25 protein-coding genes are annotated in these 24,752 nt (G+C 73.2%); 11 read left to right on the top strand and 14 right to left on the bottom strand.

Annotated features, from left to right (window positions below; genetic code table 11):
• Both ACZ56E_RS38625 and ACZ56E_RS38620 read left to right on the top strand, forming a co-directional pair.
• Positions 1-267, top strand: a 267-nt coding sequence (locus ACZ56E_RS38625) for a pyridoxine 5'-phosphate oxidase C-terminal domain-containing protein (RefSeq protein ID WP_471221681.1), incomplete at its 5' end; no start/stop codon positions are given.
• 37 nt (positions 268-304) lie between these two features.
• Complete coding sequence (locus ACZ56E_RS38620) at positions 305-814, top strand: PhzA/PhzB family protein (RefSeq protein ID WP_471221680.1); 510 nt, start codon at positions 305-307, stop codon at positions 812-814.
• A gap of 104 nt (positions 815-918) precedes the next feature.
• Here the strand turns inward: ACZ56E_RS38620 and wrbA are convergent, their stop codons facing one another.
• Complete coding sequence (wrbA, locus tag ACZ56E_RS38615) at positions 919-1,530, bottom strand: NAD(P)H:quinone oxidoreductase (protein WP_471221679.1); 612 nt, start codon at positions 1,528-1,530, stop codon at positions 919-921.
• Between the two features lie 467 nt (positions 1,531-1,997).
• On the opposite strand from wrbA, the gene sigJ (ACZ56E_RS38610) reads away from it, so the two are divergent.
• Positions 1,998-2,930 (top strand): RNA polymerase sigma factor SigJ, encoded by a 933-nt coding sequence (sigJ, locus tag ACZ56E_RS38610; protein ID WP_471221678.1) that lies wholly within the window; start codon positions 1,998-2,000, stop codon positions 2,928-2,930.
• Positions 2,931-2,961: 31 nt separating this feature from the next.
• Here sigJ (ACZ56E_RS38610) and ACZ56E_RS38605 read toward each other — a convergent pair whose 3' ends face one another.
• Positions 2,962-3,348, bottom strand: a complete 387-nt coding sequence (locus ACZ56E_RS38605; RefSeq protein WP_471221677.1) for a nuclear transport factor 2 family protein — start codon at positions 3,346-3,348, stop codon at positions 2,962-2,964.
• A gap of 129 nt (positions 3,349-3,477) precedes the next feature.
• Here ACZ56E_RS38605 and sigJ (ACZ56E_RS38600) point away from each other — a divergent pair, with 129 nt between their 5' ends.
• Positions 3,478-4,410 (top strand): RNA polymerase sigma factor SigJ, encoded by a 933-nt coding sequence (gene sigJ, locus ACZ56E_RS38600; RefSeq protein WP_471221676.1) that lies wholly within the window; start codon positions 3,478-3,480, stop codon positions 4,408-4,410.
• A 126-nt stretch (positions 4,411-4,536) separates the two neighbouring features.
• A complete protein-coding gene (locus tag ACZ56E_RS38595) occupies positions 4,537-5,010 on the top strand; it encodes a carboxymuconolactone decarboxylase family protein (RefSeq protein WP_471221675.1) in 474 nt (157 codons plus the stop codon).
• Positions 5,011-5,077: 67 nt separating this feature from the next.
• Here ACZ56E_RS38595 and ACZ56E_RS38590 read toward each other — a convergent pair whose 3' ends face one another.
• Positions 5,078-6,538 (bottom strand): multicopper oxidase family protein, encoded by a 1,461-nt coding sequence (locus ACZ56E_RS38590; RefSeq protein WP_471221674.1) that lies wholly within the window; start codon positions 6,536-6,538, stop codon positions 5,078-5,080.
• A gap of 163 nt (positions 6,539-6,701) precedes the next feature.
• A complete protein-coding gene (locus ACZ56E_RS38585; RefSeq protein WP_471221673.1) occupies positions 6,702-7,904 on the bottom strand; it encodes an aromatic ring-hydroxylating oxygenase subunit alpha in 1,203 nt (400 codons plus the stop codon).
• Positions 7,905-8,113: 209 nt separating this feature from the next.
• Between ACZ56E_RS38585 and ACZ56E_RS38580 the strand changes: the two genes are divergently transcribed.
• Positions 8,114-8,602: a hypothetical protein gene (locus ACZ56E_RS38580; protein ID WP_471221672.1), complete on the top strand. Its 489-nt coding sequence runs from the start codon at positions 8,114-8,116 to the stop codon at positions 8,600-8,602.
• Between the two features lie 341 nt (positions 8,603-8,943).
• On the opposite strand, the gene ACZ56E_RS38575 is transcribed toward ACZ56E_RS38580, so the two are convergent.
• On the bottom strand, positions 8,944-9,312 hold the full coding sequence (locus tag ACZ56E_RS38575; protein WP_471221671.1) for a hypothetical protein: 369 nt from the start codon (positions 9,310-9,312) through the stop codon (positions 8,944-8,946).
• 47 nt (positions 9,313-9,359) lie between these two features.
• Entirely contained in the window at positions 9,360-9,674 is a 315-nt protein-coding gene (locus tag ACZ56E_RS38570; RefSeq protein WP_471221670.1) for a hypothetical protein, read from the bottom strand.
• Between the two features lie 243 nt (positions 9,675-9,917).
• Between ACZ56E_RS38570 and ACZ56E_RS38565 the strand changes: the two genes are divergently transcribed.
• On the top strand, positions 9,918-11,096 hold the full coding sequence (locus tag ACZ56E_RS38565) for a PP2C family protein-serine/threonine phosphatase (RefSeq protein ID WP_468612615.1): 1,179 nt from the start codon (positions 9,918-9,920) through the stop codon (positions 11,094-11,096).
• 2 nt (positions 11,097-11,098) lie between these two features.
• Here the strand turns inward: ACZ56E_RS38565 and ACZ56E_RS38560 are convergent, their stop codons facing one another.
• The 4 genes from ACZ56E_RS38560 to ACZ56E_RS38545 form a co-directional block, all read right to left on the bottom strand.
• Complete coding sequence (locus ACZ56E_RS38560) at positions 11,099-12,586, bottom strand: FUSC family protein (RefSeq protein WP_471221669.1); 1,488 nt, start codon at positions 12,584-12,586, stop codon at positions 11,099-11,101.
• A gap of 67 nt (positions 12,587-12,653) precedes the next feature.
• Positions 12,654-13,571: an SDR family oxidoreductase gene (locus tag ACZ56E_RS38555; RefSeq protein ID WP_468612618.1), complete on the bottom strand. Its 918-nt coding sequence runs from the start codon at positions 13,569-13,571 to the stop codon at positions 12,654-12,656.
• A gap of 357 nt (positions 13,572-13,928) precedes the next feature.
• A complete protein-coding gene (locus tag ACZ56E_RS38550) occupies positions 13,929-14,372 on the bottom strand; it encodes a nitroreductase/quinone reductase family protein (RefSeq protein WP_471221668.1) in 444 nt (147 codons plus the stop codon).
• Between the two features lie 166 nt (positions 14,373-14,538).
• Positions 14,539-16,044, bottom strand: coding sequence for an SDR family oxidoreductase (locus ACZ56E_RS38545; RefSeq protein WP_471221667.1), 1,506 nt, complete (start codon positions 16,042-16,044; stop codon positions 14,539-14,541).
• 181 nt (positions 16,045-16,225) lie between these two features.
• Here ACZ56E_RS38545 and ACZ56E_RS38540 point away from each other — a divergent pair, with 181 nt between their 5' ends.
• The 4 genes from ACZ56E_RS38540 to ACZ56E_RS38525 all read left to right on the top strand — a co-directional run bounded on the left by ACZ56E_RS38540 (position 16,226) and on the right by ACZ56E_RS38525 (position 20,586).
• Positions 16,226-16,738 carry an SRPBCC family protein gene (locus ACZ56E_RS38540; protein ID WP_468612623.1) on the top strand — a complete coding sequence of 171 codons (513 nt, stop codon included), beginning with the start codon at positions 16,226-16,228 and terminating at the stop codon, positions 16,736-16,738.
• The gene (locus tag ACZ56E_RS38535) at positions 16,731-18,353 is read left to right on the top strand and encodes a phytoene desaturase family protein (RefSeq protein ID WP_471221666.1); all 1,623 of its coding nucleotides are present in this window, start codon (positions 16,731-16,733) and stop codon (positions 18,351-18,353) included. The genes ACZ56E_RS38540 and ACZ56E_RS38535 overlap by 8 nt, the downstream gene beginning before the upstream one ends.
• A 241-nt stretch (positions 18,354-18,594) precedes the next feature.
• Complete coding sequence (locus ACZ56E_RS38530) at positions 18,595-19,482, top strand: short-chain dehydrogenase/reductase (protein WP_471221665.1); 888 nt, start codon at positions 18,595-18,597, stop codon at positions 19,480-19,482.
• Between the two features lie 69 nt (positions 19,483-19,551).
• Positions 19,552-20,586 carry a PHP domain-containing protein gene (locus tag ACZ56E_RS38525; protein ID WP_471221664.1) on the top strand — a complete coding sequence of 345 codons (1,035 nt, stop codon included), beginning with the start codon at positions 19,552-19,554 and terminating at the stop codon, positions 20,584-20,586.
• 22 nt (positions 20,587-20,608) lie between these two features.
• Here ACZ56E_RS38525 and ACZ56E_RS38520 read toward each other — a convergent pair whose 3' ends face one another.
• The 4 genes from ACZ56E_RS38520 to ACZ56E_RS38505 form a co-directional block, all read right to left on the bottom strand.
• Positions 20,609-22,705, bottom strand: coding sequence for a xanthine dehydrogenase family protein molybdopterin-binding subunit (locus tag ACZ56E_RS38520; RefSeq protein WP_471221663.1), 2,097 nt, complete (start codon positions 22,703-22,705; stop codon positions 20,609-20,611).
• A 54-nt stretch (positions 22,706-22,759) separates the two neighbouring features.
• The gene (locus ACZ56E_RS38515) at positions 22,760-23,755 is read right to left on the bottom strand and encodes an FAD binding domain-containing protein (RefSeq protein WP_471221662.1); all 996 of its coding nucleotides are present in this window, start codon (positions 23,753-23,755) and stop codon (positions 22,760-22,762) included.
• Positions 23,752-24,324, bottom strand: a complete 573-nt coding sequence (locus ACZ56E_RS38510; protein WP_471221661.1) for a (2Fe-2S)-binding protein — start codon at positions 24,322-24,324, stop codon at positions 23,752-23,754. Before ACZ56E_RS38510 ends, ACZ56E_RS38515 begins: the two co-directional genes overlap by 4 nt.
• A gap of 133 nt (positions 24,325-24,457) precedes the next feature.
• Positions 24,458-24,706: a DUF6332 family protein gene (locus ACZ56E_RS38505; protein ID WP_471221660.1), complete on the bottom strand. Its 249-nt coding sequence runs from the start codon at positions 24,704-24,706 to the stop codon at positions 24,458-24,460.
• Positions 24,707-24,752 lie beyond the last annotated feature (46 nt).

The raw sequence follows: 24,752 nt of genomic DNA, 5'->3' as shown, positions 1-24,752 counted from the left end.
GCGCGCGCGGTGTTCACCCACGCCATGTCCACCGTCTCCCTGCAAAGCGAACCCCTGCGCGACCTCGAGCACTTCGAGACCATCCGCACCCAGGCTCTCGAACTGGGCGCCCTGGAACGCCCGCTGCCCTGCCCCGAGGCCTTCGTGGGGTTCTGCCTGGAACCCGACGCGGTGGAGTTCTGGGCCAATGGCACCGACCGGCTGCACGAACGGCTGCGCTACGACCGCACCCCGACCGGCTGGACCACCACCCGCCTCCAGCCCTGAACCCCCCACCCCCGCCTTTGTACGGAGACAGACACCCATGACCAGCCCCCAGCCCACCGTCCAGCACGTGGCCGACGGACCGGTGTTCACCAGCCACCTCGACCTGCGCGCCCGCAACCGGCGGGCCGTGGAGCAGTACATGGAAACCGGCCCCCAGGCCCGGCTGCGCCGCTACACCCTCTACACCCAGGACGGCACCGCCTCGCTGTTCAACACCGACATCGGCCGGCCCATCACCGTCAAGGGCCGCGACAACCTCCAGCGCCACGGTGAACTGTCCCTGCAGGTCCTGCCGGACTGGGAATGGTTTAACGTCCACCTCTACGAGACCCAGGACCCGGCCGTCATCTGGGTGGAGTGCGACGGAGAGGGCACCATCCGCTTCCCCAACTATCCCGAAGGCCGCTACCGCAACCACTTCATCCACGGCTTCACCCTGGCCGACGGACTCATCGCCGCCAGCCGCGAATACACCAACCCCATCGAACACATGCGGGCTTTGAGCATCCCCACCCCCCACATCCAACGGGACTGGATCCCCTCCTGAACCCACCCAGGGGCACCCTCAGCACACAAGCAAAAAAAGGGGGGCCGCCGGCCTGATGGCCGGCGGCCCTTCATCCATGCCCGGTGCCCGCCAGGGGTGCGGTCTCAGAGGGCGGCGTGGCCGGCTTTGAGGGCGGCGGCGGTGTCCACGACGCGGCGTGCCTGGTGGCGGGCGGCCTGCAGGGCGACCTCGCCCGGTGCCCCGTCACCGGCGACGTGCGAGGTGCCGTACGGGTTGCCGGACTGGAACTGGATGGGGTCGGTGTAGCCGGGGGGCACGATGATGCCGCCCCAGTGGTAGAAGGTGTTGGACAGGGCCAGGATGGTGGATTCCTGGCCGCCGTGGGCGGTGTTGCTGGCGGTGAAGGCGGAGAACACCTTCCCGGCGATCTTCCCTTCGAACCAGAGGGGGCCGGTGGTGTCGATGAAGGCCCGCAGCTGGCTCGCGGGGTTCCCGAACCGGCTGGGCGTGCCGAACAGGACCGCGTCCGCCCAGGCCAGGTCGTCGTGGGTGGCCTCGGCGATGTCGGTGGTGGCCTCGCGGTGCTGCACCCAGGCCGGGTTGGCGCTGATCGCCACCTCCGGCGCGGTCTCGGCGACCTTGCGCAGCCGCACGCTCGCGCCGGCCTTCTCCGCGCCCTCGGCCACCGCCTGAGCCAACGTGTGCACGTTGCCGGTCGCGCTGTAATAGATGATCGCAACGTTCACAGGTTCCACAGCTGTTTCCTTTTCGTGTGCGTGTTCTGTACGGGGTGACGCCGGCGGGCACGGCCGCTGCGGCCAGTTCGCGGGGCGCCGCCGGCCCTGAACGGCGCTGTCGGCGCCCCCGCTGACTGGAGCCCCGCGGCCGGCTTCGGCCGAGGGCGCCCAGCGTCTGTCACTGGGTCTCGCGCACCGGGCGACGGGCCGTGAAGGCCGTGCCCGGCCGTGCTGGTGAGCCGCGGATCGGGGCTGAGGTCACGGGAATTCTCCTGGCAGGTGATGAGCGGCTTCGGCAGTGAAGCCGGGGCGGGAGAGCGGGATTCCTCGGCCGGGCGACCGGGGGATGGAGCCCGGCCAGGAATTCGATCTCCGCCTGTACGACGACACAGGCCGTTGTAATGTGAGGTGACGCGCGCCACCTTCGGGCAATGCCTCATCGATATGGGTGAAGGCAGGGCGCAGCCAAGGGAGTTGGCGACATCATGAGCATGCATTCGCAGCCGGAGGACAGCCGTCTCGAACCGGGCCTGAGCGCGGTTCTCAGCGAGCGGCGTCAGCTGATCAACCTCGCGTACCGCTTCCTGGGCTCGCTGGCCGACGCCGAGGACGTCGTCCAGGAGACCTACGCCCGCTGGTATGCCATGTCCGAGCAGCAGCGGGACGCCGTCGCCGCGCCCGGCGGCTGGCTGACGCGGGTCGCCAGCCGCATCTGCCTGGACCTGCTCGGCTCGGCCCGCGCGCGGCGCGAGCGCTATGTGGGGGAGTGGATTCCCGAGCCGCTGCCCGACCACATGGAGTGGATCAGCGGCCGCTCCAGCGGCACCGCAGACCCGGCCGACCGCATCACCCTGGACGAGTCGGTCAACATGGCCTTCCTCGTGGTCCTCGACTCCATGACCCCGGCCGAGCGCGTCGCGTTCATCCTCCATGACGTCTTCCACTACTCCTTCGCCGAAGTCGCCGAGATCGTCGGCCGCAGCCCGGCCGCCTGCCGCCAGCTGGCCTCCTCCGCCCGCCGCCGCATCACCCACGCGCAGGCCCCCACCGCCGCGCCCGCCCGGCGCGCCGATCTGGTGCGCGACTTCAAGCAGGCCTGGGAGGCCAAGGACATCGAGGCCCTCATCGGCCTGCTGGACCCCGACGCCACCACGATCGCCGACGGCGGCGGCCTGGTCAGCGCCGAACTGCGGCCGGTCACCGGCGGCGAACAGATCGCCCGGGTCTTCGCCGACGTCGCCGGCAGGGCCCCCGACCTGACGATCCTGGAGCGCACCGTCAACGGCCAGCCCGGCCTGGTCGCCCAGCAGAACGGCGTCACCGTCTCGGTCCTCGCCTTCGAGGTGGCGGACGACCGCATCACGCACATCTGGGCGGTGCGCAACCCCGAAAAGCTCCGCCCCTGGACGGCGGGCTGAGACCCGGGCCCCGGCCAAGTGCCGTCGCGTTTCAGCCCTGTTGCGGCGGGGCGCCCAGGGGCACCTTGTAGCTCTCCAGGTGGCTGATCGCGTCCCCGGCGAAGGTGAACACGTCGCAGAAGAGGAACTCCGCGGTGGCGCCGGTGGGCAGGGTCAGGGCGGCGCGGCCGGTGGCGACCACATGGTCGCCCTCCTCGATCAGCCGGTCCACGGTGATGGACGGGCGCTGCACGACGTCCTTCTCCACGACGCCGTCCTTGTTGTGGATGACGCCCCGCAGCGCGTCCTTGCCCTGCACCCGCAGCTGGCCCAGGCTCTCCCACACCACGTCGTCGGTCACCAGGGACAGGACCTTCTCGTGATCGCCGCTGAGGACCCCGTCGCGGTACTGCTCGACGATGACTTTGTGTTTGCTCATGCCATATGAGTATTTGATACGACTAGGAGGGCGCTGGAATACCGCAAGAAGGCCGGCGACCTCACATTCCCGGCGGCTGTCTCGTCGTATCCCATGACGGCATTTTCGGCCAAAGGAGCACGCGACACGATGAGGACGCAGACCGAGCCAGAAGACGACCGGCTTGAGGCGGACCTGAGCGCGGTCCTGAGCGAGCGGCGTCAGCTGATCAACCTCGCGTACCGCTTTTTGGGGTCGCTGGCCGATGCCGAGGATGTCGTGCAGGAGGCCTACGCCCGCTGGTATGCCATGTCCCGCGCGCAGCGCGAGGCCGTCGCCTCGCCCGGCGGCTGGCTGACCACCGTGGCCAGCCGCATCTGCCTGGACCTGCTCGGCTCGGCCCGCGCGCGGCGCGAGCGCTATGTGGGGGAGTGGATCCCCGAGCCGCTGCCCGACCACTCCGAGTGGATCAGCGGCCGCTCCAGCGGCACCGCCGACCCGGCCGACCGCATCACCCTGGACGAGTCGGTCAACATGGCCTTCCTCGTCGTCCTGGAGTCGATGACCCCGGCCGAGCGGGTCGCGTTCATCCTCCACGACGTCTTCCGGTACTCCTTCGCCGAAGTGGCCGAAAGTGTCGGCCGCAGCCCGGCCGCCTGCCGCCAGCTGGCCTCCTCCGCCCGCCGCCGGCTGCGCAGCGCCCAGCAGGACGGCGTCACCGCCACCGCCCAGCGCGCCGACATCGTCCGCGACTTCAAGCAGGCCTGGGAGGCCAAGGACATCGGCGCCCTCATCAGCCTGCTCGACCCCGACGCCACCGGCCTGGCCGACGGCGGCGGCCTGGTCAACGCCGCGCCCCCCACCGGCGGCAGCGAGCAGATCGCCCGCTACCTGGTCACCATCACCGGCAAGGCGCCCGGCCTGACCATCCTGGAGCGCACCGTCAACGGCGAGCCCGGCCTGGTGGTCCAGCAGGGCGGCGTCACCGTCTCGGTGCTCGCCTTCGACTTCGCCGGCGACCGCATCAAGCACCTGTGGGCCGTGCGCAACCCCGAAAAGCTGCGCCCCTGGACCACCGGCTGACCATCCCGCCGGGCCCCCACCGCGGCCCGGCGAGATGGACAACGCAGGTCACATGGGCTGCTGTCACATTTCGCCGGGCCATCTCGTCGGAGCTGTGTACGCACCAGCACCACAGAGGAGCCCGCCATGGACACCCGCTTGAACCTCTTCGACAACCCGGTCTCGGCCAGGTTCCTGAAGCACCTGGCCACCGCGGGCAAGGCGACCGTGCAGGGACCGGTCCCGGCGGCGACGATGGAACTGGTCGAGCTGCGCGCCAGCCAGATCAACGGCTGCGGCTTCTGCATCGACCTGCACACCAAGGAGGCCGCACACGCCGGGGAGAGCGCCCAGCGCCTGCACCTGGTCGCCGCCTGGCGCGAGGCCACCGTCTTCACCGACGCCGAGCGCGCGGCCCTGGAACTGGCCGAACAGGGCACCCGGACCGCCGACGCGGCCGGCGGCGTCACCGACGCCGCCTGGGCGGACGCCGCCCAGTACTACGACGAGGACCAACTCGCCGCCCTGGTCTGCCAGATCGCCCTCATCAACGCCTTCAACCGCGTCAACGTCATGACCCAGCAGCCCGCCGGGGACTACCAGGTCGGCCAGTTCGGCTGACCCGGCCCCGGGAGAGGGGGGGCGGGGCGGCCGCCTGCGGCCCGGGGGGACCGCAGGCGGCCTCACCTCAGCTGATCCTCATCGTGGCCATCATGCCCATCGCCGAGTGGTCGAGCATGTGGCAGTGGTACACATACGAGCCGCGGTAACTGTCGAACGTCGCCTGGAGCTTGACCGTCTCGCCCGCCGCGACGATCACCGTGTCCTTCAGGCCCGTCTCACCGGGCGCCGGCGGCTTCCCGCCCCGCTCCAGAACCCGGAACTGCACCAGGTGCATGTGGAAGTTGTGCGGCACCCGCGCATTGGTGTTGGTGACCGTCCATATCTCACTGGCCCCGAAGCGGATGTTGGCGTCCACCCGCGCGGGGTCGTACATCTTGCCGTCCATGAACCCCTTGGGATGCGCGACGCCCTCCTCCATCTGCATCGCGATGGAACGCTCGTTGGTCGGCGTCGGCAGCGCCGGCAGCGAACGCAGCACCGAAGGCACCGAACTGGGATCGTCGGCGGTGCGCACCACGTCGAACCGCATCACCTGGCCGACCTGCTCGGCGTTGCCGGCGAAGATGATGGTGTTCTCCAGCACCACCTTGTGGCCCACCGCGTACCGCGAGAAGTCGATGACCACATCGGCGCGCTCACCCGGCGAGAGGATGAAGGAGTCGGTGGTGTGCGGGCGCGGCAGCAGACCGCCGTCCGACCCGATCTGGATCATCTCGCCGCCGTCGGCCAGCCGCAGGCCCATGAAGCGCTGGTTGGACATGTTGGCGAACCGCAGCCGGTACTTGCGGGCCGCGACCTGGAAGTAGGGGTAGGGCACACCGTTGACCAGCAGGGTGCTGCGCTGCTGGTCGTCCATGGTGTAGACGAGCTGGCCCGCCGCATCGAAGTGCGCGTCGCGGATGGCGACCACCACGTCGTACTCGCCCTTGGGCAGCGGCAGTTTGTCCTCGATGGCGTCGGTCAGCAGATAGCTGCCGTGCAGTCCGCGGTAGACGTTCTCCGACTCCTTGTGGTGGGCGTGGTCGTGGTACCACAGTGAGGCGTGCGGCTGCTTGTTGGGATAGGTGTAGATACGCTCGCCGCCCGGTGCCAGGGTGTCCATCGGATCCCCGTCGTTGGCCTGGGTCACCGACGCGCCGTGCAGGTGCACCGAGGTGGCCACGTCCAGCTCGTTGCGCTGGCGCACGATCACCGGGCGCCCGGTGCGCGCCTTGATGGTCGCGCCGGGAAAGTGCCCGTTGTAGGTCAGCAGGTCGGTCTGGATTCCCGGCAGGACCTCCTTGCGGACCGCGCGCATGGTGACGTCGTAGTGATCGGCGGTGGAGGTGCGGAAAGTGGGTCTGAGCACCGGCAACAACGGCATGGGCCGGGTGAACAGTTCGGGGGTGGCCGCCGTGGACGGACCGGCCTTGGCCGGGCTGGCCTTGGCCGGGTCCACGGCGAGCAGGGGGGTGAACGACGCCCCGGTGAGCCCTACGCCCGCGGCGGCGAGTCCTGTGCCGAGCAGACGGCGTCGGGTGACCATGGTGCCCTCCTAAGTGCGTGAGTGAATGGCACCCGGCGGCCGGCCGCGCCCTGGTGAACAGGCGCGCGGCAGCGTGCGGCCGTGCGGTGCCAGCCGCAGTTCATCAGCAGCACCTCGAGGCGCACTCGTATCCGCTTCGTCCGCTTCGCCCGGCCCTGGGCGCTCACGGCAGCAGCCGTCCTGCCAGGTAGCGCTGGAACTGCCACAGCGGGCGCTCCAGATGACAAAAACGGCCACTGGAGGGCCCCGGCGAGCTCTCCAGACCCCGCTGCACCCCCTGCACGGCCACCAGGTCCTCACCCTGCAGCACCCGCACCGACTCCCGGGCCTCGGCCAGCTGCTCTGCACTCGGCTCACTCCCCGGCGGCACCAGCAGACCGAAGCGCGCCGCATGCGTGGCCGGGCCGGTGGGCAGCCAGCGCACCCACACCGCCGAATCCGGCAGCAGCGCCAGCACACACTGCGGGAACAGCCCGGCCAGCAGCATCCCCTGGGGCGGCCCGGCATCCGGCACCTGCGCATAGGGGGTGAACATCGTGAACCAGCGGCCCTCGCACTCGTCCAGGACCGTGGTGCGCCCGGGCAGCACCGGCTCCAGGGTCTGCGCGTGCGTACCCATGTGGTGGTAGTTCTCCGAACCGTTCTCCACCGCCACCTTCCAGTTGGCGGGCACGTCCTGCCACGCCTCGACGGCCACCGTCCGCCACTCGGCGAGCCCGTAATCGGCCAACCGCTCCTCCAGGCCCGCAAGTTGGGGCTCCAGGGGCGGGGCGTCGGGATCCAGGCACACCAGCACGAAACCCTGCCACTGCGTCACCCGCGCCTGCGGCAGCCGGCACGCCGCCCGCTCACGCGGACCGAAGTCCACCTTGTTCATCAGCGGCGCCCCGGCCAACTGCCCCGCATAGCGGCCGTCCAGCCGGTAGGTCCAGGTGTGGTACGGGCAGGTGAGCCGCGTCAGATTGCCGCTCTCGGGGGTGGTCTCCGGCGGCAGTACGTCCATGAAGCGGTGCCGGCACACCCGGGACAGGGCGTGCAGCTCACCCTGCTCGTCCCGGGTGATGACCAGCGGATGACCCGCGACATCCACCCGCAGATAGTCGCCGGGAGCGGCCACTTCGTCGCTGCGCGCCACGCACAGCCAGTCCCGCCCGAAGATCTGCTCCCTCTCGCGCTCGTACCAGGCGGGGGAGGTGTACGCCTGGGGCGGCAGCGTCTCACCGCGCTCCAGGGGCAGCCCGGCCAGCCGCCGCAACTGCGCGAGCAGACCGGGCAGACCGGCGGCCCCGGTCAGCCCACTCGGTTCGCTCAGCTCGATCGGTTCGGTGAGTTCGCTCGGTTTGGTGAGTTCGCTCGGTTCGGTCATGACAGCACCGTTTCCCTCTCCTGCGGGGCGGGCCGGACCGGGCGCCGGACACGGAACGGTCCGGCGGGTCGACGACCTCGTGGGAAAAACGCTAGGCGCCGTGCGGGCGGGGCGAATCGTCGCCAGGAGCGACCCGGCTGCTGCACACTTCGGATGACCCCGCCCCAGCGCCCTCCGCCCCAGGTGCCCCGCCCGAAAGGGATGTGTGAATGAGTGAGCCCGCCGGTGCCCGCCCGCTCTTCGTCGGCCCGGAGCGGACCGGCGCCACGGGATCAGGGCGGATCAGCGTCGTGTGGTCGCTGGGCGGTGCCGGGCGCGACCTGGACGCCGCCGTCGTACGGCTGGCGCCCGGCGCGGACCTGGGCGAGCACACCGAGAACGGGTACGGGGTCCTGCTCACCGTGCTGGCCGGCAGCGGCGAACTGCGCATCCCCGGGCAGGTGCTGGCGCTCACGCCCGGCGCGCTGGCCTGGCTGCCCGCCCGCACCCCGCGCTCGCTGCGGGCGGGAAAGAGCGGACTCACCTACACCACCGCCCACCACCGCCCGCTGCCGCAGACCGGCCCGGAGGCGGCCGCCGGCGCCGGGGAGCCCGCCTGCCTGCTGGGACGGGTCTGCCCCCAGTGCGGCCGCCTGGCCGGCGAACCCGACGCCCACTACTGCGCCCGCTGCGGGACAGCACTGCCCGACCCCGGATGAGAACGCGCAGGGGCCAGGGCGCCCTGCGTACGCCCGTTACCGGCAGGACGCCCTGCCCGGCATGCGCCGTCCCTCCGCTCACCTCATCGGCGACCGACGACACCTCATCCGCAGGAACGAGAACGGCTTTCCCGCCGCCCCGCAGGTGCGGCCGCCCAGAGCGGGCCGGACGCACGGGACCTCATCGGGCGGCCGATACCTCATCCGCAGGAAGGAGGACAGCCAGCCCGGCGTCCCGCAGCTGCTCCTCAGGGCCGGTCAGGCCCGGCCGGGGCCACCACCCCCGACATGCCCCCGCCCGGCGGTTCGGGCCGCCGGGCGGGGGAGGGGGGAGGGTGAGGTCACCGGTTTTCCAGGCGTAGGCTCACGTCCTTTTCCTGGTCGCCGGAGGCGGAGCCTTCCTCGGTGACGGCGAAGGCCGCCGAGAGCACCTTGACGATCTGGTCGACCGCGACATAGCCGCCCTGCACCGCGGCGGTCACCGGACCGCTCAGCGACGGCGCCTCGCCCGGCTCACTGCCCGCCGGGCGGGCGGTGTCGAAGACGCCGTTCCACACGGTCGGCCCCGACGAGGTCTCCGCGGGCGCCGGACTGCCGTCCCGGTCCGAGGCGTAGACCGCCTCCAGGACACCGAAGACGCTCCCGGCGTCGTCCGCCGCACCGCTCAGCTCCACCGTGACCCGCGCCGGGTTCTCATCCGCATCGCTCACCGTCGTCTCCCTTTCCTCGCGTTCCGCGCGTTCGTGCTGCCGGGCCCTCAACCCGAGGGCTCCTCCGGCACCGGCGATGAGGAAGGTTCCTCCGCCGCCGGGGAGCTGCCGCGCCGGCCGGTGCCGGCCTCGTCCGTGTCGGGCACGTCCTCACCCTCACCCTGACCCTGAGCTTGACCCTTGGTCTGGGGTGGGGCCGGTTCCTCGTTCTCGCCCTGGCCCTTGTCCTTGCCCTGGCCCTTGTCCTCGTCGAACTGCAGGTCCCAGGGGTCCTGGCCGCCGTCGGCCTGCTGGTCGGGCGGGTCCCTGGGCACCGGTGTGCTGCCGTCCGCGCCGGGGGAGGCCGGTACCTGTTCACTCACGATGTGTCTCCTCTCCACCGCTCGGCTCCGGCGGGCGCCGACTCCCTTTGCCGCCGGCCGTTCCGGAGCTGGGGTGCAGGTACCCGCGCAGGGCGGGACAACTCGTACTGATCACCGTGGACCAACCGCGCCGGATCGGCGACACGGGTGAGCCGGCCCGCGCGCCGGGCAGGCACGGCACGGCGGTGTGAGACTGCTCGTGTCGCGCGACGCCGCTGCGGACCGCTGTGGAAGGGAGAAGACGTGCCGACCTCGGAGCCGCCCAGTGGACTCGAGGAGTTCCTCGCGGACCCGGCCAACGCCGTCCTGGACCTGGCCACCGCCGTCACCCGGTGCGCGACGGCCCTGGGCGTGCCCCAGGCCATGGTCTACCTCGCCGACCTCCAGCAGCGCCGGCTGGTCCCGCTGAGCGACGACGCCCCGGTCGCCGACGTGGACGACTCCCTGGCCGGCTGGGCCTACCGCACCGTGTCCCTGCGCGTGGAGGAGTCCCCCACCGGAGGCATGACCGCCTGGCTGCCCCTCCTGGACGGCGCCGAACGCCTGGGCGTGGTCGCCGTCCACGCACCGTTCCTGGACCCCGCCCTGCTGCGGCGCGGCCGGGCCCTGGCCTCCCTCCTGGCCATGATGATCACCTCCAAGCGCGCCTACAAGGACGCCCTGGTCCGGCGCACCCGCTCCGAACCCATGCGCCTGCCCGCCGAGATGCTCCGTGCCTTCCTGCCGCCGCGCACCATCGGCAACACCCACGTCGTCTCGACCGCCGTGCTGGAGCCCGCCTACGAGATCGGCGGCGACGCCTTCGACCACAACCTCACCCGAACGGCCCTGCACGCCACGATCGTCGACGCCATGGGCCACAACCTGCTCTCCGGCCTCACCACGGCGGTCGCCCTGGCCGCCTGCCGCAACGGCCGGCGCACCGGATCGGACCTGCCCGAACTCCTGGAGGCCGTGGACGCGGCACTCGGCCAGTGGCTGCCCGACCAGTTCTGCACCGGCGTGCTCACCCGGCTCGACCTGGCCAGCGGCGTGCTGCGCTGGAGCAACTGCGGACACCCGCCGCCCCTGCTGATCCGCGACAACCGGCTCGTCGACAAAGCCCTGGAACGCGAACCCGACCCGCCCCTTGGCTTCTCCGCTCCCTATCGCACCACCGACCGCCAGGTGCACGAGATGAGACTCGAACCCGGCGACCGCGTGCTCCTGTACACCGACGGCGTGACCGAGGCACGGCTGGCGGACGGCACCGAGTTCGGACTCGAACGGTTCGCCGACTCGATCATCCGCGCCTCCGCCGCCGGAGAGGTGGCGGCGGAGGCGCTGCGCCGCCTCATCCACTCGATCCTGGACGCGCAGCCCAACCGGCTCCGGGACGACGCCACCATCCTCATGTTCGAGTGGCAGCCGCCCGGCCGGTGACCTCAGCCCTTCTCGCCCTCCCTACCGGCCTTGCCGGCCTTGCCGTTCTTGTGGATGTCCTCCTGCGCGGTGGGGCTGGGCGTGAGGGTGTCGCCGGCCTCGCCGTCCTTCGCGTGTTCCCGCCGCTCATCGGGTACGGGCCGCGTCTCGGCGTCCTCCACCTCGTCGAAGACCTCTTCGGCCGCGGTCTGCGCGGGCCGGCCCGAGTTCTGGTCACGGTTGCTGTGCTGCATGGGTGATGTCCCTTCTGTTTTCTTTCCTTCGGCGCCGGCCTCCTCGGAGTCCGCGGACCCGTCCGAGGGCCGGCCGGCCGCCACGACCGCCAGATCGCCCAGCAGCCGCTGGGTGTCCGCGGCCAGGCCGCCCAGGGCCGGAGTGGCCTGGTGGCGGCCGTCGGTGAGCAACTGCACCAGGCGGCCGTGCGCCTCCTGCGCCGCCCGCAGGGCGGCCTGCCGCTCGGCCGCCCGGTCCACACCGCCCGGCGGGGCACCGCCGGTGCGCGCGGAGTCCTTCATGGCCTTCGCCCGGGCCTCGGCGTCGGCGTAGTCGTCCAGCGCGCACAGGTCACCGGCCGACCGCAGCAGCTCGGTCAGGATCTGCCGGGCCTCGGCGGGCACATCGGTCAGCGCCGGCCGGTCCTGGCTCGTCTCGGCCAGCGTCCGCAGCATCACCCGGACCTGGTCGCTGATGCGGTCCCAGGCGAAGTCCCAGTCCGCGGAGGGCAGCAGCGGCTCGGAGCGGCGCAGCTTGCGGCCCGGGTTGAGGCGGTAGCTCTCGTGCGACCAGCGCCTGGCCGTGCGCAGGTCGGTCACCAGGTCGGTCAGCCGCTGCGCCCGGTCGTGCCAGGTTGCGGCCTGCTCCTGGTCGAAGTTCTCCTCCACGCCGTCGGCGACCGCGTACAGCAGCTCGGCGCTCTCCTGGGCCAGCCGGGCCCGCAGATGCCGCACGTCCCGCCCGTGGACGGGGGGCAGCACCACGGCGTTCACCACGATCCCGATGACGGCGCCGAGCACCGTCTCGAAGAGCCGGTGCAGGATGTCGAAGCCCGTGTACGTCCCATAGCCCAGCACGAACAGGGCGGCGGTGGGCGCGTAGACGCCCTGGGTGCCGAACCGGGCGTAGCCGCTCAGCAGCACCGTGACCGGCAGCACGATCGCCATCGCGGCCAGGGAGTTGTTGCCCGTCACCATCGAGCCGCCCGCCGCCAGCAGGGTGCCGGTGACCACCACCGCGAACTGCTGCAGCGCCGAGCGCACCGAGCGGTAGACGGTGCTCTGCACGATGAACAGCGCCGTCCACGGCGCCAGCAGCGCCATCGGCGCGCTCCACCACCAGCCGGCCAGCGCCCAGGCCAGCACGCCGGCCCCGGCCGCCTTGAGCGACTGGACCGTGGTGTCACGCTCGGGGCCCGGTGCCGCCACCGCCCGCCGGGCCGCGTTCCAGATGGCCTGTACGTCCCACGCCACCGCGCGCCAGATCTCGCTCACCATCCTCGTCCTCGAAAAACGCTCACAATGCCCGGCACACGGCCCGGGATACCTGGGTGCCCGGGGGGGTTTAGGGCAGGGGTGTGCCGCCGGTGGCGTTCATGACCTCGGCGGTGATGAAACTCGCGTGCTCCGAGGCGAGGAAGACATAGGCGGGCGCCATCTCCGCGGGCTGCGCGGGCCGGCCCAGCGGCGCCTGCTTGCCGAACTCGGCGGTGTCCGGCAGCGTCGCGGGGATCAGCGGCGTCCACACCGGCCCCGGCGCCACCGCGTTGACGCGGATCCCGTCCTCGGCCAGCATCTGCGCCAGTCCCTGGGTGAAGGTGACGATGGCGCCCTTGGTCATGGCGTAGTCCAGCAGGTGCGGACTGGGCTTGTAGGCCTGCACCGAGGTGGTGTTGATGATCGAGCCGCCGCGCGGAATGTGCGGCACCGCCATCTTGCACAGCCAGAACATGCCGTACAGGTTGGTGCGCACGACCCGGTCGAACTGCTCGGTGGAGATGTCCTGGATGCCCTTGGGCTGGGACATCTGGTAGGCGGCGTTGTTGACCAGCAGATCGATCCGCCCGAACTCGGCCACCGCACGCTCCACGAGCCTGCGGCACTGCTCCTCCTCGCGGATGTCGCACTCCACCGCGACGGCCCGGCGCCCGGCCTCCTCCACCCAGCGCACGGTCTCGCGCGCCTCGTCGGCCTCGGCGGGCAGGTGGGTGAAGACGACGTCGGCCCCCTCGCGGGCCACGGCGATGGCCACCGCCCGCCCGATACCGGAATCACCCCCGGTGATCAGCGCGGCCCGGTCCCGCAGCAGCCCGGAGCCGCGGTAGGAGTCCTCGCCGTGATCGGGCGGCGGGTCCATGGCGCCGGTCCACCCCGGCACCTGCTGGTCCTGCTGGGGGAAGTCCGGCCGCGGCCCCTTGGTTGTGGGGTCCTGCGGACCCTGACCGCCGTCATGGGCGTCGCCGTTGCCGGGGGAGTCCTTCATCTGCTGCTGCCTTTCTGTGGCGTGCGGCCGGGCGCGGGGCCTGCCGGGCCCCGCCGCGCCTGCTCCTACCTTCCGCAAGGTGGCGGCAGCTCACCACCGGAACACCTCGCCATCGAGTGCCCGGCCGGGTGGCTGCCGCTGCGGTCGCGGCCCCGGGTGCCCTGCCCCCCGACCGGCAAAACGCGCAGGACAGGACCTTTTGCCGGGCCCTGGCAGGCATGTCCCGCCCGATCGGGGAAAGCCGACAACCATGAAGATCCTTCTCGTCCTCGTCGTCCTCGGCATCGCCGCCGCCTGGTACATGAAGTCGCACAAGGGCCGCTGAGAGCCCGCATCCCAGCCCCGGCCGGCCCGGGCTCAGGGGCGCCGCGCGGCCCCGGGCCCGGCCGTTCCGGGCCGCACGGGGCGCAGCTCGATGAAGTCGAAGGCCTTGAAGCGGCGCAGGAGGGGCCGCAGCGGCGCCGGCAGGGCGCTTTGGTGTTCGTCCACGAACACCCGCGGCTCGGCCAGCTGGATGCGCCGGCCCAGGGTGCGCAGCTCGCAGCCGTTGTGGGCCAGGGTGTTGCGCACCCAGTCCGACTGCGGCCCATAGGGCAGCGATATGACGTAGTACGGGCCGTTGCGGAACACCTTGACGGGGGTGCGGTAGGTACGCCCCGACGTGCGGCCGCGGTGCAGCACGGCGCCGAAGCCCGGCAGGCGGGTGAGCACCGGGCCCACGACACGGTTGGCGAACCTGCGGTTGAAACGGGCCAGGCGTCTTCGCAGGGGCCGGCCGGAGGATCGGGCGGTAGGGGACATCCACAACTCCCTTGTCTGATCGGGTCGTTCCACGGCTTTCGCCGGTCCCGTCCCGCGGGACTTGTCGGATTGTGGCAGGGGGCGGCGCAGTGCGGGCCGAACCTGCCGTAACGACGGCCCCCACTCCGGCGGGAACACCTTCCCGGGCGTGGGGGGGGGGGAGGGTTCAGTCGGGCTCCCGGCGCGCGGCCTCGGCGATGTTGCGGGCCATGCCGCCGAACACCACGGCGTGAAAGGGCGCCACCGACCACCAGTACAGATGCCCCAGCAGCCCGCGCGGGTGGAACAGCGCCCGCTGGCGGTAGCGGGTGCGGCCCGCGCCGTCCTGCTCCACACCCATCTCCAGCCAGGCCAGACCCGGCAGCCGCATCTCGGCCCGCAGCCGCAGCAGCCGGCCCGGCTCGATCTCCTCCACCCGCCAGAAGTCCAGCGAGTCACCCGCCCGCAGCCGGTGCGCATCACGCCGGCCCCGGCGCAGCCCCACCCCGCCCACCAGCCGGTCCAGCAGCCCCCGCACCGCCCAGGCCAGCGGGAAGGAGTACCAGCCGTGCTCGCCGCCGATCCCCTCGACGACCCGCCACAGCGCCTGCGGGCCCGCCTGCACCACCAGCGTCCGGTGGTCGGTGTAGAGGCTGCCGCCGGCCCAGTCGGGGTCCGTGGGCAGCGGATCACTGGGCGCCCCGGGCACCGAGGCCGAGGACCACCGGGTGGTGACCTGCGCGTCCTGCACCCGCCGCAGCGCCAGCCGCAGCGCCTGGTCGAAGGGCAGCGGCCGGTCGGGGCCGTCGGGAGCGTAGGCGGCGATGTCGTGCTCCTGGCAGATGACCTCATGGCGCAGCGACTCCGCCAGCGGCCGGGCGATCCCGTGCGGCACGGGCGTGACCAGCCCCACCCAGTACCCCGAGACCCGGGGCGTCAGCAGCGGCACCGGCACGATCAGGCGGTGCGGCAGCCCGGCGACCTCGGCGTAGGCCCGCATCATGTCCCGATACGTCATCACGTCCGGGCCGCCGATGTCGAAGCCGCGGTTCACCGAGCCGGGCAGGCCGGCGCAGGCCACCAGGTAGCGCAGCACGTCGCGCACCGCGATCGGCTGGATGCGGGTGCGCACCCAGCTGGGCGTCACCATCACCGGCAGCCGCTCGGTGAGATGGCGCAGCATCTCGAAGGACGCCGAGCCCGAGCCGATGATGACCGCCGCGCGCAGCACCGCGCTGGGCACCCCCGAGGCCAGGAAGATCCGGCCCACCTCGGCCCGCGAGCGCAGATGCGGCGACAGCCGCGCCGCGTCCACCCCGGCCGGGGTGAGCCCGCCCAGATACACGATCCGCGCCACCCCGGCCGCCCGCGCCTGCTCGGCGAAAATCTGGGCCGCCCGCCGGTCGGTGTCCTCGAAACCGGCCCCGGTGTTCAGCGCGTGCACCAGGTAGTACGCCACCTCGATCCCCTCCAGCGCGGCGGCCAGCGAGGCCGCGTCGCTCACATCCGCGCGGACCACCTCCACCCGACCGGCCCAGGGATGGTCGCGCAGCTTGTGCGGGGAGCGGGCCAGGCACCGCACCCGGTGCCCGGCCGCCAGCAGTTCGGGCACCAGCCGGCCCCCGATGTAGCCGGTGGCCCCCGTCACCAGGACGTGCCGGCCGCCGCGGGGGACCTGTTCGCGTTCGCTCACGTGCGCTGCCGCCTCGTTTCGGTGCCGGGGGAGCGGGGCCGCTTCACCCCCGCAGTCTCACCCGCCGCGGCCCGCCCCGCGACATACGCCCCGAAGCGCGCGGGCGGCCCTGGTCCCGCACGATGTTGAGACGAGCGGTTCGGGGCACTCGGCGATGACGGCGAGTCAGGGAGGCACACAGATGGCGCAGCGTCATCGACTGATCAGGGTGAGTCCGGCCACGGTGTGGACGGTCCTCGCCGACGGCGAACGCTATGCCCAGTGGGTGGTGGGCACCGCATCCTCCACACCGGTGCGCGGCCACTGGCCCGCGGTCGGCGCGGCGATCGAGTACCAGGTGCGCCTGGGCCCCCTGCGGGCCACCAACGAAACGGTCGTACGGCGCTGCGAGGAGGGCTCCGTACTGGAACTGGAGGCCAAAGCGGGCCCGTTGGGCACCGCCCGGATCGCCATCGAAGTGCGGCCCTGGGGCGAACACTGCCTGGTCATCGTGGACGAACACCCGCTGCGCGGCGCGGCCGGCGCCCTGCACAACGCCGGCGTCGAGGCCCTGATCCAGCTGCGCCACCGCGCGATGCTCGCCCGCCTGGCCCAGGTGTGCGAAGCCGAACAGGAGAACCCGCGCCGCGCCCTGGGCACGGTCACCGCAGGCCCGGGCCCCCGCCCCGCGGGAGGCGGCGAGGCACATGCCTGACGCGGTGGTGATCGGGGCCGGCCCCAACGGACTGGTCGCCGCCAACCTCCTGGCGGACGCCGGGTGGAGCGTGACGGTCCTGGAGGAACAGAGCGAGCCCGGCGGCGCGGTGCGCCACGACCGCGGCGTGCACCCCGACTTCGTCAACGACCTCTTCAGCTCCTTCTACCCGCTGGCCGCCGCCTCCCCGATCCTGCGACGGCTGCGCCTGCACGAGTACGGGCTGCGCTGGAGCCACGCACCCCACGTACTGGCCCACCCCCTCAGCGACGGCCGCTGCGCCGTCCTGGACCGCCGGGTCGAGGTCACCGCGGCCTCCCTGGAGGCCTTCGCCGCCGGGGACGGCGCGTCCTGGCACCGGCTGCACGATCTGTGGCAGGGCGTCCACCCCGACATCCTGAACGCCCTGTTCACCCCCTTCCCGCCGGTGCGGTCCGCCGTACGCCTGGCCTACCGGCTCAAGGCGGCGGGCGCCCTGCACCTGGCCCGCAGCCTGCTGCTGCCGGTCCGGCGCCTGGGCGAGGAGGAGTTCGCCGGCGAGGGCGGCAGGCTCCTGCTGGCGGGCAACGCCCTGCACGCCGACCTGGCGCCCGAGGCGGCGGGCAGCGGCGGCTTCGGCTGGCTCATGTCCCTGCTGGGCCAGAGCTACGGCTTCCCCGTCCCGGTCGGCGGCGCCGGCGAGCTCGTCCAGGCGCTGGTCAAACGGCTGCACGCGCGCGGCGCCACCGTGCAGTGCGGCCGCCGCGTCCAGCAGATCCTCGTCCGGGAGGGGCGCGCCGTCGCGGTGCGCACCCAGGACGGCGACACCGTGCCCGCCGCCCGCGCCGTGCTGGCCGATGTGTCGGTGCCCGCCCTGTACGGCGAGCTGGTCGCCGCCGAGCACCTGCCCGGCCAGCTCCTGGCCGACCTGCGCCGCTTCCAGTGGGACTTCGCCACCTTCAAGGTGGACTGGGCGCTGGAGGGGCCGGTGCCCTGGCAGGCCAAGGAGGCCGCGGGCGCGGGCACCGTGCACCTGGCCGACGGCGTGGACGAACTCACCCGGTTCGCCGCGCAGCTGGCCATGCACCAGGTACCCGACCGGCCCTTCCTGCTCTTCGGCCAGATGACCACCGCGGACGCCACCCGCTCCCCGCACGGCACCGAGTCCGCCTGGGCCTACACCCACGTGCCGCAGGACATCCGCACCGACGCCGGCCAGGAGCACATCACCGGCGCCTGGAGCCCGGCGGAACAAGAGCGCATGGCCGACCGCGTCGAGGGGCAGGTCGAGCGCTTCGCCCCCGGCTTCCGCTCCCTCATCCGCGCCCGCCGCATCCTGGCTCCGACCACCATGCAGTCCATGGACCGCAACCTGCACGGCGGCGCACTCAACGGCGGCACCACCTCCCTGCACCAGCAGCTGTTCTTCCGGCCCTCCCCGGGCACCGGGCGCCCCGAGACACCCGTGGCCGGCCTCTTCCTCGCCTCGGCCGGCGCCCACCCAGGCGGCGGCGTGCACGGGGCCCCCGGCGCCAACGCGGCCCGCGCCGCACTGCGGCGCCGACTGCCCCTGCTGGCAGCCGCACAGCGCAGACTCACCTCCCGCGACCGCACCGGCAACCGACACCCCCACTAGGCCCACGAGCGCCCCACTAGGCATCACCAACTGACACCCGCCACCGGCCGGCCAGGCACCCGCCGGCCGGGCCGCGGCGGCACTCTCAGAGACCGACATCCGGCACCCGCCGGCCAGACACCCGCACGACACACCCAGAGACTGAGGCCAGCCACCCGCGACCACACCGACACCCTCAAGACCGACAACCCGGCACCCACGCCCCGCCCCCGACACCCCCTGCGAAGGGCAGGCCCCCGCCATGCGCGACAGTCCTCTGCGCGACCGCACCGTGGTGGTGACCGGCGCCGCCCGGGGTCTGGGTGCCGCTCTGGCCCGTGAACTGGCCCGCCGTCACGCCCGGATCGCCCTGCTGGGCCACGAGCGGGCCGCCCTCGCCGCGGTGGCGGCCACCCTGCCCGCCCCGGCCCTCGCCCTGGAAGTCGACATCACCGACCCGGCCGCCCTGCACACCGCTGCCGACACCGTCCGCGCCCGCCTGGGCCGGCCCTCCGTCGTCATCGCCAACGCGGGCCTCGCCCTGGCAGGCCCGGTCGAGACCGCCGACCCTCCCGCATGGCGCAGGGTGATCGACGTCAACCTCACCGGCAGCGCGTTCACCGCCCAGGCCTTCCTGCCCGACCTGCTGCACACCCGCGGCTACTACCTGCAGATCGCCTCCACGGCCGCCCTGGGCGCCGTCCCCTCGATGAGCGCCTACTGCGCCTCCAAAGCCGGAGCCGAGGCCTTCACCCACGCCCTGCGGGCCGAGACGGCCCACCGGGGCATGGCGGTGGGCATCGCCTACCTCAACTGGATCGACACCGGCATGATCCGCGACATCCACACCCACCCCGCCCTCACCACACCCCGCCGCCTGCTGCCGCCCCCCGCCCGCCGCATCCTGCCCGCCGACCAGGCCGCCGCCCGCCTCGCCCGGGCCGTGGAACAGCGCCGCACCGCCGTCTACCTCCCCGCCTGGGCACGCCTGGCCCAGGCCGGCCGGGCCGCGCTGCCGCCCCTGGTCACCCGCCTGGCCCGGGCCCGCTTCAAACACCGGCCCACCGGCCTGCCCCGCACCCAGACCGGGCTGCTGGGCCCCGGCGGCCTCGCCGACCAGGCAGCCCGGCGCGACACCCCCCGGCCCTAGGGCCAGGCTGGAACCGACACACCCGCCCGCCCCCAGCCGCCCCCCTTTGCACCCCGTACGGAGGCGCCGATGGAGCCCGTCAAGGCCCTGGAACGCATCGCCTTCCTGCTCGAACGCGGCCGCGCCCCCACCTACCGCGTCCGGGCCTTCCGCACCGCCGCCGACGTGATCAACCAGCTGGGCGGGCAGGAGACGGCACGCCGCGCCGCCGACGGCTCCCTGGAGTCCCTCAAGGGCATCGGGCCCAAGACCGCCGCGGTCATCCGTGAAGCGCTGTCCGGCGCCGTGCCCGGCTACCTGGAGCGCCTCGAGGACGAAGCCGGCGCCCCCCTGGACCCCGGCGAGGCCGGCGCCGGGCTGCGGGCGCTGCTGCGCGGCGACTGCCATCTGCACTCCGACTGGTCCGACGGCGGCAGCCCCATCGAAGTCATGGGGCGCGCCGCCCGGGAGATCGGCCACGAGTGGGCCGTACTCACCGACCACTCGCCCCGGCTGACCATCGCGCGCGGACTCTCCCCCCAGCGGCTGCGCGAACAGCTGGCGGTGCTCGACGACCTCAACGCCCGGTGGGCGCCCTTCCGGCTGCTGACCGGCATCGAGTGCGACATCCTGGAGGACGGCTCCCTGGACCAGGAGCCGGAGCTGCTGGAGCGCCTGGACGTCGTGGTCGTCTCGGTGCACTCCAAACTGCGCATGGACGCCGCCGCGATGACCCGGCGCATGGTCGCCGCGGTGAGCAACCCGCGAGCCGATGTGCTCGGCCACTGCACCGGCCGCCTGGTCACCGGCCGCGGCCGGCCCGAGTCGCAGTTCGACGCGGACGAGGTGTTCGCCGCCTGCGCGGCCGCCGCCACGGCCGTGGAGATCAACAGCCGCCCCGAACGGCTCGACCCGCCCCGCCGCCTGCTGCGCCGGGCCGTTGCGGCCGGAGCGCTGTTCAGCGTGAACACCGACGCGCACGCGCCCGGCCAGCTGGACTGGCAGATCACCGGCTGCGCCCGCGCCGAGGAGTGCGGCGTGCCGCCCGAACGAGTGGTGAACACCTGGCCGGCCGACGACCTCCTGACCTGGACCCGGACGAGCCGGACCCGCACCACCCCCTGAACCCCGGGGCGAGCCGTCGGGGTCACAGGGCGTTGTTCAGCACCCGGTCCGGGGTGAGCGGGAGTTCGCGCAGCCGTACTCCGCTGGCGTGGTGCACGGCGTTGGCGATGGCCGCGGCCGTGCCGACGATGCCGATCTCTCCGATGCCCTTGCTGCCCATCGGGTTGAGATGGGGGTCCTCCTCCTCGATCCAGTGCGCCTCGATCACCGGCACGTCGGCGTGCGCGGGAACGTGGTACGAGGCCAGATCGCACTCCGCGAAGTCACCGAAGGCGGCATCCACCGTGCTGCCCTCCGTCAGCGCCATCCCCAGCCCCATCGTCATGGCGCCGATGAACTGCGAGCGCGCGGTACGGGAGTTGAGGATGCGCCCGGCGGCGTAGACGCCGAGCAGCCGGCGCACCCGCACCTCCCCGGTCACCGTGTCCACGCCGACCTCGGCGAAGTGGGCGCCGAAGGCATGGCGGGCGTAGTCGCTGTCCGCGTCGGCGGTGCCCGCCGTGTCGGCCGTGGCCCCCACCCCCTCCGGCGGCAGCTGCTGACCCTCCTGCCCCGCCAGCCGCCCGGCCAGGCGCGTGCAGGCCTCGTGGACCGCCCACCCCCACGACGCCGTGCCCGAGGAGCCGCCGGCCAGCGGCGCCGCCGGCAGGTCACTGCTGCCGATCTCGGTGCGCACCCGCTCCACCGGCACCCGGAGCGCGTCGGCGGCGACCTGCGCGAGCACGGTACGGGCCCCGGTGCCGATGTCGGTGGCGTTGACCCGCACCACGAAGCGTCCGTCCGGGCAGGCGTGGGCGCTGGCCCGGCACGGCGCGACCACCACCGGGTAGGTGGCCGCCGCGACCCCGCTGCCCACCAGCACCGGCCCCTCGGCCCGCGAGCGGGGCCGCGGATCGCGCTGCGCCCAGCCGAAGCGCCGGGCGCCCTCCCGCAGGCACTCGGCCAGATGCCGGCTGCTGAAGGGCAGGCCGCTGTCGGGCTCGGTGGCGGTGTCGTTGCGCAGCCGCAGCTCGACGGGGTCGATGCCGAGCGCCACCGCCAGCTCGTCCATCGCCGACTCCAGCGCGTACATGCCCGGCGCCTCACCCGGGGCCCGCATCCACGAGGGGGTCGGCACATCCAGCGGCACCACGTGGTGGGTGGTGCGGCCGTGGGGCGAGCCGTACATGACGCGGGTGGCGGCGGCGGCCGTCTCCATGAACTCCTTGACGCGCGAGGTGTGCGCGGTCACCTCGTGGATCACGGAGGTCAGCGTGCCGTCCCGCTCGGCGCCCAGCCGCACCCGCTGCAGCGTGGGTGCGCGGTGGCCCACCACGGACGCCAGCTCCCGCCGCGGCAGGACCAGTTTCACCGGCCGGCCCGTCTCACGGGCGGCCATCGCGGCCAGCACCACGTGCGGGCGCGGTGTGCCCTTGCAGCCGAACCCGCCGCCGACGTGCTCGGAGACGACCGTGACCTGCTCCTTGGGCAGTTCGAACAGGCCCGCCAGGACATCGCGGACGGTGGTGGCGCCCTGGCTGGAGTCGTACACGCTCAGCCGCCCGTCCTGCCAGTGGGCGGTGGCCGCGTGCGGCTCCATGGGGTGGTTGTGCAGGGGCGGCACCCGGTAGCGGGCATCCACACGCACCGGCGCGGCATCGAACGCCCCCTCGGCGTCCCCGCGCACGTGCTCGCCCGACGTGCCGTCCGAGTCCTCGGGTACGTAGGCGTCGGGGTGCCCGGTGCGCAGGGTGACGTCGTGGGGCTCCTCGGCGCAGGTGACCCGCACGGCCGCGGCTCCCTCGCGCGCCGCCTCCAGGCTCTCGGCGACCACCAGCGCCACATACCAGCCGCGGTGCGGGACGCGGGCGTTCTGCAGCACGGCCAGGGTCGCGTCGTCCGGCTCGGCCAGGCGCGGGGCGTTGCGGTGGCTGAGGACCGCGAGGACGCCGGGCAGCGCCAGCGCCGCCCGGTCGTCGAGGGCCGTGACTTCGCCGCGCGCCACCGTGGCCGCCACCGGCCAGGCATAGGCGCACCCCGGGGGCGTGTACTCGGCGGCGTACCGGGCGATCCCGCACACCTTGTCGGGACCCTCCCTGCGCTCGAGGTCCGCCCCGAGAGCGTCGACGGTGTCCGGCATGAGGTTCTCCCTGCTGAGGGCTGGAGGGGGAGTGGGGGGGGGCTGGGGTGGGCGTCAGGGTGTGGTGGGTGTGGCGGCCAGGCGGTGCAGGACGTCGCAGGCGAGGTTGCGGGCCAGGCGCACCTTGTAGGCGTTGTCCCGCAGCGGCAGCGCCTCCGCGAGCTCCGCCTCGACGGCCCCGGTGAACGCCTCCTGGCTCGGTGCCGCGCCCCGCAGCGCCTCCTCCGCGCGCCGGGCGCGCCAGGGCCGGTGGGCCAGCGCTCCGAACGCGATCCGCACCTCGTCCACGGCGCCGTCCCTGACGCCGAGCACCACGGCCACCGAGGCGAGCGCGAAGGCGTAGGAGGCCCGGTCGCGGGCCTTGCGGTAGGCCGAGACGGTGCCCGCGGGCAGGGGCGGCAGCAGCACCCCGGTGATGAGCTCGCCGGGCGCGAGCTCGGTGTCCAGCTCCGGACGGTCGCCCGGCAGCCGGTGGAACTCGGCGGCCGGCAGCGTCCGTGCGCCCCGCGCGCCCTGCACTTCGACCTGCGCGTCGAGCGCGGCCAGCGCGACCGCCATGTCGGAGGGGTGGGTGGCGATGCACTGCGCGGAGTGGCCGAGGACGGCGTGGTCGCGGTGGACGCCCTCGCGCGCCCCGCACCCGGTGCCGGGCTCGCGCTTGTTGCACGGCTTGCCCAGGTCCTGGAAGTAGGGGCAGCGGGTGCGCTGCAGCAGGTTGCCGCCCGTGGTGGCCATGTTGCGCAGCTGGCCGGAGGCGCCCGCCAGCAGCGCCTGGGACAGCACCGGATAGCGGTCACGGATCAGCGGGTGGGCGGCCAGGTCGCTGTTGCGCACGGTCGCGCCGGCCCGCACGGAGCCGTCGGCGAGCTCCTCGACGGCGTCCAGCGGCAGCCGGCTGACGTCGATGAGCGTCCGGGGCCGCTCCACGCCCAGCTTCATCAGGTCGACGAGGTTGGTTCCGCCACCCAGGTAGCGGGAGGTGGGCCGGCCGGCGTGGGCCGCGGTCGCCTCGTCGACGCTGTGGGCCCGCACGTACATGAAGGACTTCACCGCACCTCACCCCCGCCACCCGCACCGGCTCCGCCACCCGCACCGACGTCCTCGACGGCTTCGACGATGCGCGGATAGGCGCCACAGCGGCACAGGTTGCCGCTGAGCCGCTCCCGGATCTCGTCCTTGGTCAGCGCCACCGGCGCGCCGGTGGCCGCCGCCGGGTCCGTCACGTGCGAGGCGTGGCCCGCCGCGGCCTCCGCGAGGGCGCCCAGGGCCGAACAGATCTGCCCCGGCGTGCAGTACCCGCACTGGAACGCGTCGCGTTCGACAAAGGCCCGCTGCAGCGGGTGGGCCGACTCGCCGTCACCGTCCCGCAGCCCCTCGACGGTGGTGATGTCGCACCCCTCCAGGGCGACGGCCAGCAGCAGACAGCTGTTGGCGCGGCGCCCGTCGACCAGGACGGTGCAGGCACCGCACTGCCCGTGGTCGCAGCCCTTCTTGGCGCCCGTCAGAGCCAGCTGTTCGCGCAGGACGTCCAGCAGGGTGGAACGGTGATCGACGACGGGGTCGTACGGCCTGCCGTTCACCTTCATGGGCACTTGTGAATGGAACACATCGGTTCCCATGGCGCTCTGCTCCCTCGTCCCGGCCGTGCTGCGTGACGTCATCGCGTATCCAGCCTGAGTCAGGACACACGTTCCGGCATGCCGGGAGCGTGCGGGCGTGCACGGGCCGCGTCCCTGCGGCCGGGGGACGGGGTCAGGGCCGCCGGGTCCCCGTGCAGCGCCACAGCACGTGCACGACCCGCAGCACCGCCAGGGCCCCGCCGAGCACGGCGCCCGCCAGGGGCAGGGCCTTGTCCAGGGCGGCCGGCAACTGCCAGACAGCGACCGGCCCTGCGATCACCCCGAACACCACGGCGCCCGCGAAACACGCGCTGAGCAGCGCGTATCCGATCTCGACGGTGATCTCGTCCCGCTCGGCCTGGCTGCGTCGGCTGCTCCCCATGACGTAGAGAGTACGAAAGCCGCCGCTCGCGCCGGCCGGGGGCGCC

It is taken from the genome of Streptomyces sp. NPDC039480 (genome assembly GCF_055597165.1).
The sequence above is the reverse complement of the archived record's forward strand: the minus strand, read 5'-3'. Positions and strand labels throughout refer to the sequence as shown.

Coding starts and splice junctions, on each gene's coding strand:
- ACZ56E_RS38510 (WP_471221661.1), bottom strand. CDS start 24,324: ATGGGAACCGATGTGTTCCATTCACAAGTGCCCATGAAGGTGAACGGC.
- ACZ56E_RS38530 (WP_471221665.1), top strand. CDS start 18,595: ATGCGCGACAGTCCTCTGCGCGACCGCACCGTGGTGGTGACCGGCGCC.
- ACZ56E_RS38620 (WP_471221680.1), top strand. CDS start 305: ATGACCAGCCCCCAGCCCACCGTCCAGCACGTGGCCGACGGACCGGTG.
- sigJ (WP_471221678.1), top strand. CDS start 1,998: ATGAGCATGCATTCGCAGCCGGAGGACAGCCGTCTCGAACCGGGCCTG.
- ACZ56E_RS38505 (WP_471221660.1), bottom strand. CDS start 24,706: ATGGGGAGCAGCCGACGCAGCCAGGCCGAGCGGGACGAGATCACCGTC.
- ACZ56E_RS38550 (WP_471221668.1), bottom strand. CDS start 14,372: ATGTCCCCTACCGCCCGATCCTCCGGCCGGCCCCTGCGAAGACGCCTG.
- ACZ56E_RS38520 (WP_471221663.1), bottom strand. CDS start 22,705: ATGCCGGACACCGTCGACGCTCTCGGGGCGGACCTCGAGCGCAGGGAG.
- ACZ56E_RS38585 (WP_471221673.1), bottom strand. CDS start 7,904: ATGACCGAACCGAGCGAACTCACCAAACCGAGCGAACTCACCGAACCG.
- ACZ56E_RS38535 (WP_471221666.1), top strand. CDS start 16,731: ATGCCTGACGCGGTGGTGATCGGGGCCGGCCCCAACGGACTGGTCGCC.
- ACZ56E_RS38595 (WP_471221675.1), top strand. CDS start 4,537: ATGGACACCCGCTTGAACCTCTTCGACAACCCGGTCTCGGCCAGGTTC.
- ACZ56E_RS38605 (WP_471221677.1), bottom strand. CDS start 3,348: ATGAGCAAACACAAAGTCATCGTCGAGCAGTACCGCGACGGGGTCCTC.
- ACZ56E_RS38590 (WP_471221674.1), bottom strand. CDS start 6,538: ATGGTCACCCGACGCCGTCTGCTCGGCACAGGACTCGCCGCCGCGGGC.
- ACZ56E_RS38580 (WP_471221672.1), top strand. CDS start 8,114: ATGAGTGAGCCCGCCGGTGCCCGCCCGCTCTTCGTCGGCCCGGAGCGG.
- ACZ56E_RS38540 (WP_468612623.1), top strand. CDS start 16,226: ATGGCGCAGCGTCATCGACTGATCAGGGTGAGTCCGGCCACGGTGTGG.
- ACZ56E_RS38555 (WP_468612618.1), bottom strand. CDS start 13,571: ATGAAGGACTCCCCCGGCAACGGCGACGCCCATGACGGCGGTCAGGGT.
- sigJ (WP_471221676.1), top strand. CDS start 3,478: ATGAGGACGCAGACCGAGCCAGAAGACGACCGGCTTGAGGCGGACCTG.
- ACZ56E_RS38560 (WP_471221669.1), bottom strand. CDS start 12,586: ATGGTGAGCGAGATCTGGCGCGCGGTGGCGTGGGACGTACAGGCCATC.
- ACZ56E_RS38525 (WP_471221664.1), top strand. CDS start 19,552: ATGGAGCCCGTCAAGGCCCTGGAACGCATCGCCTTCCTGCTCGAACGC.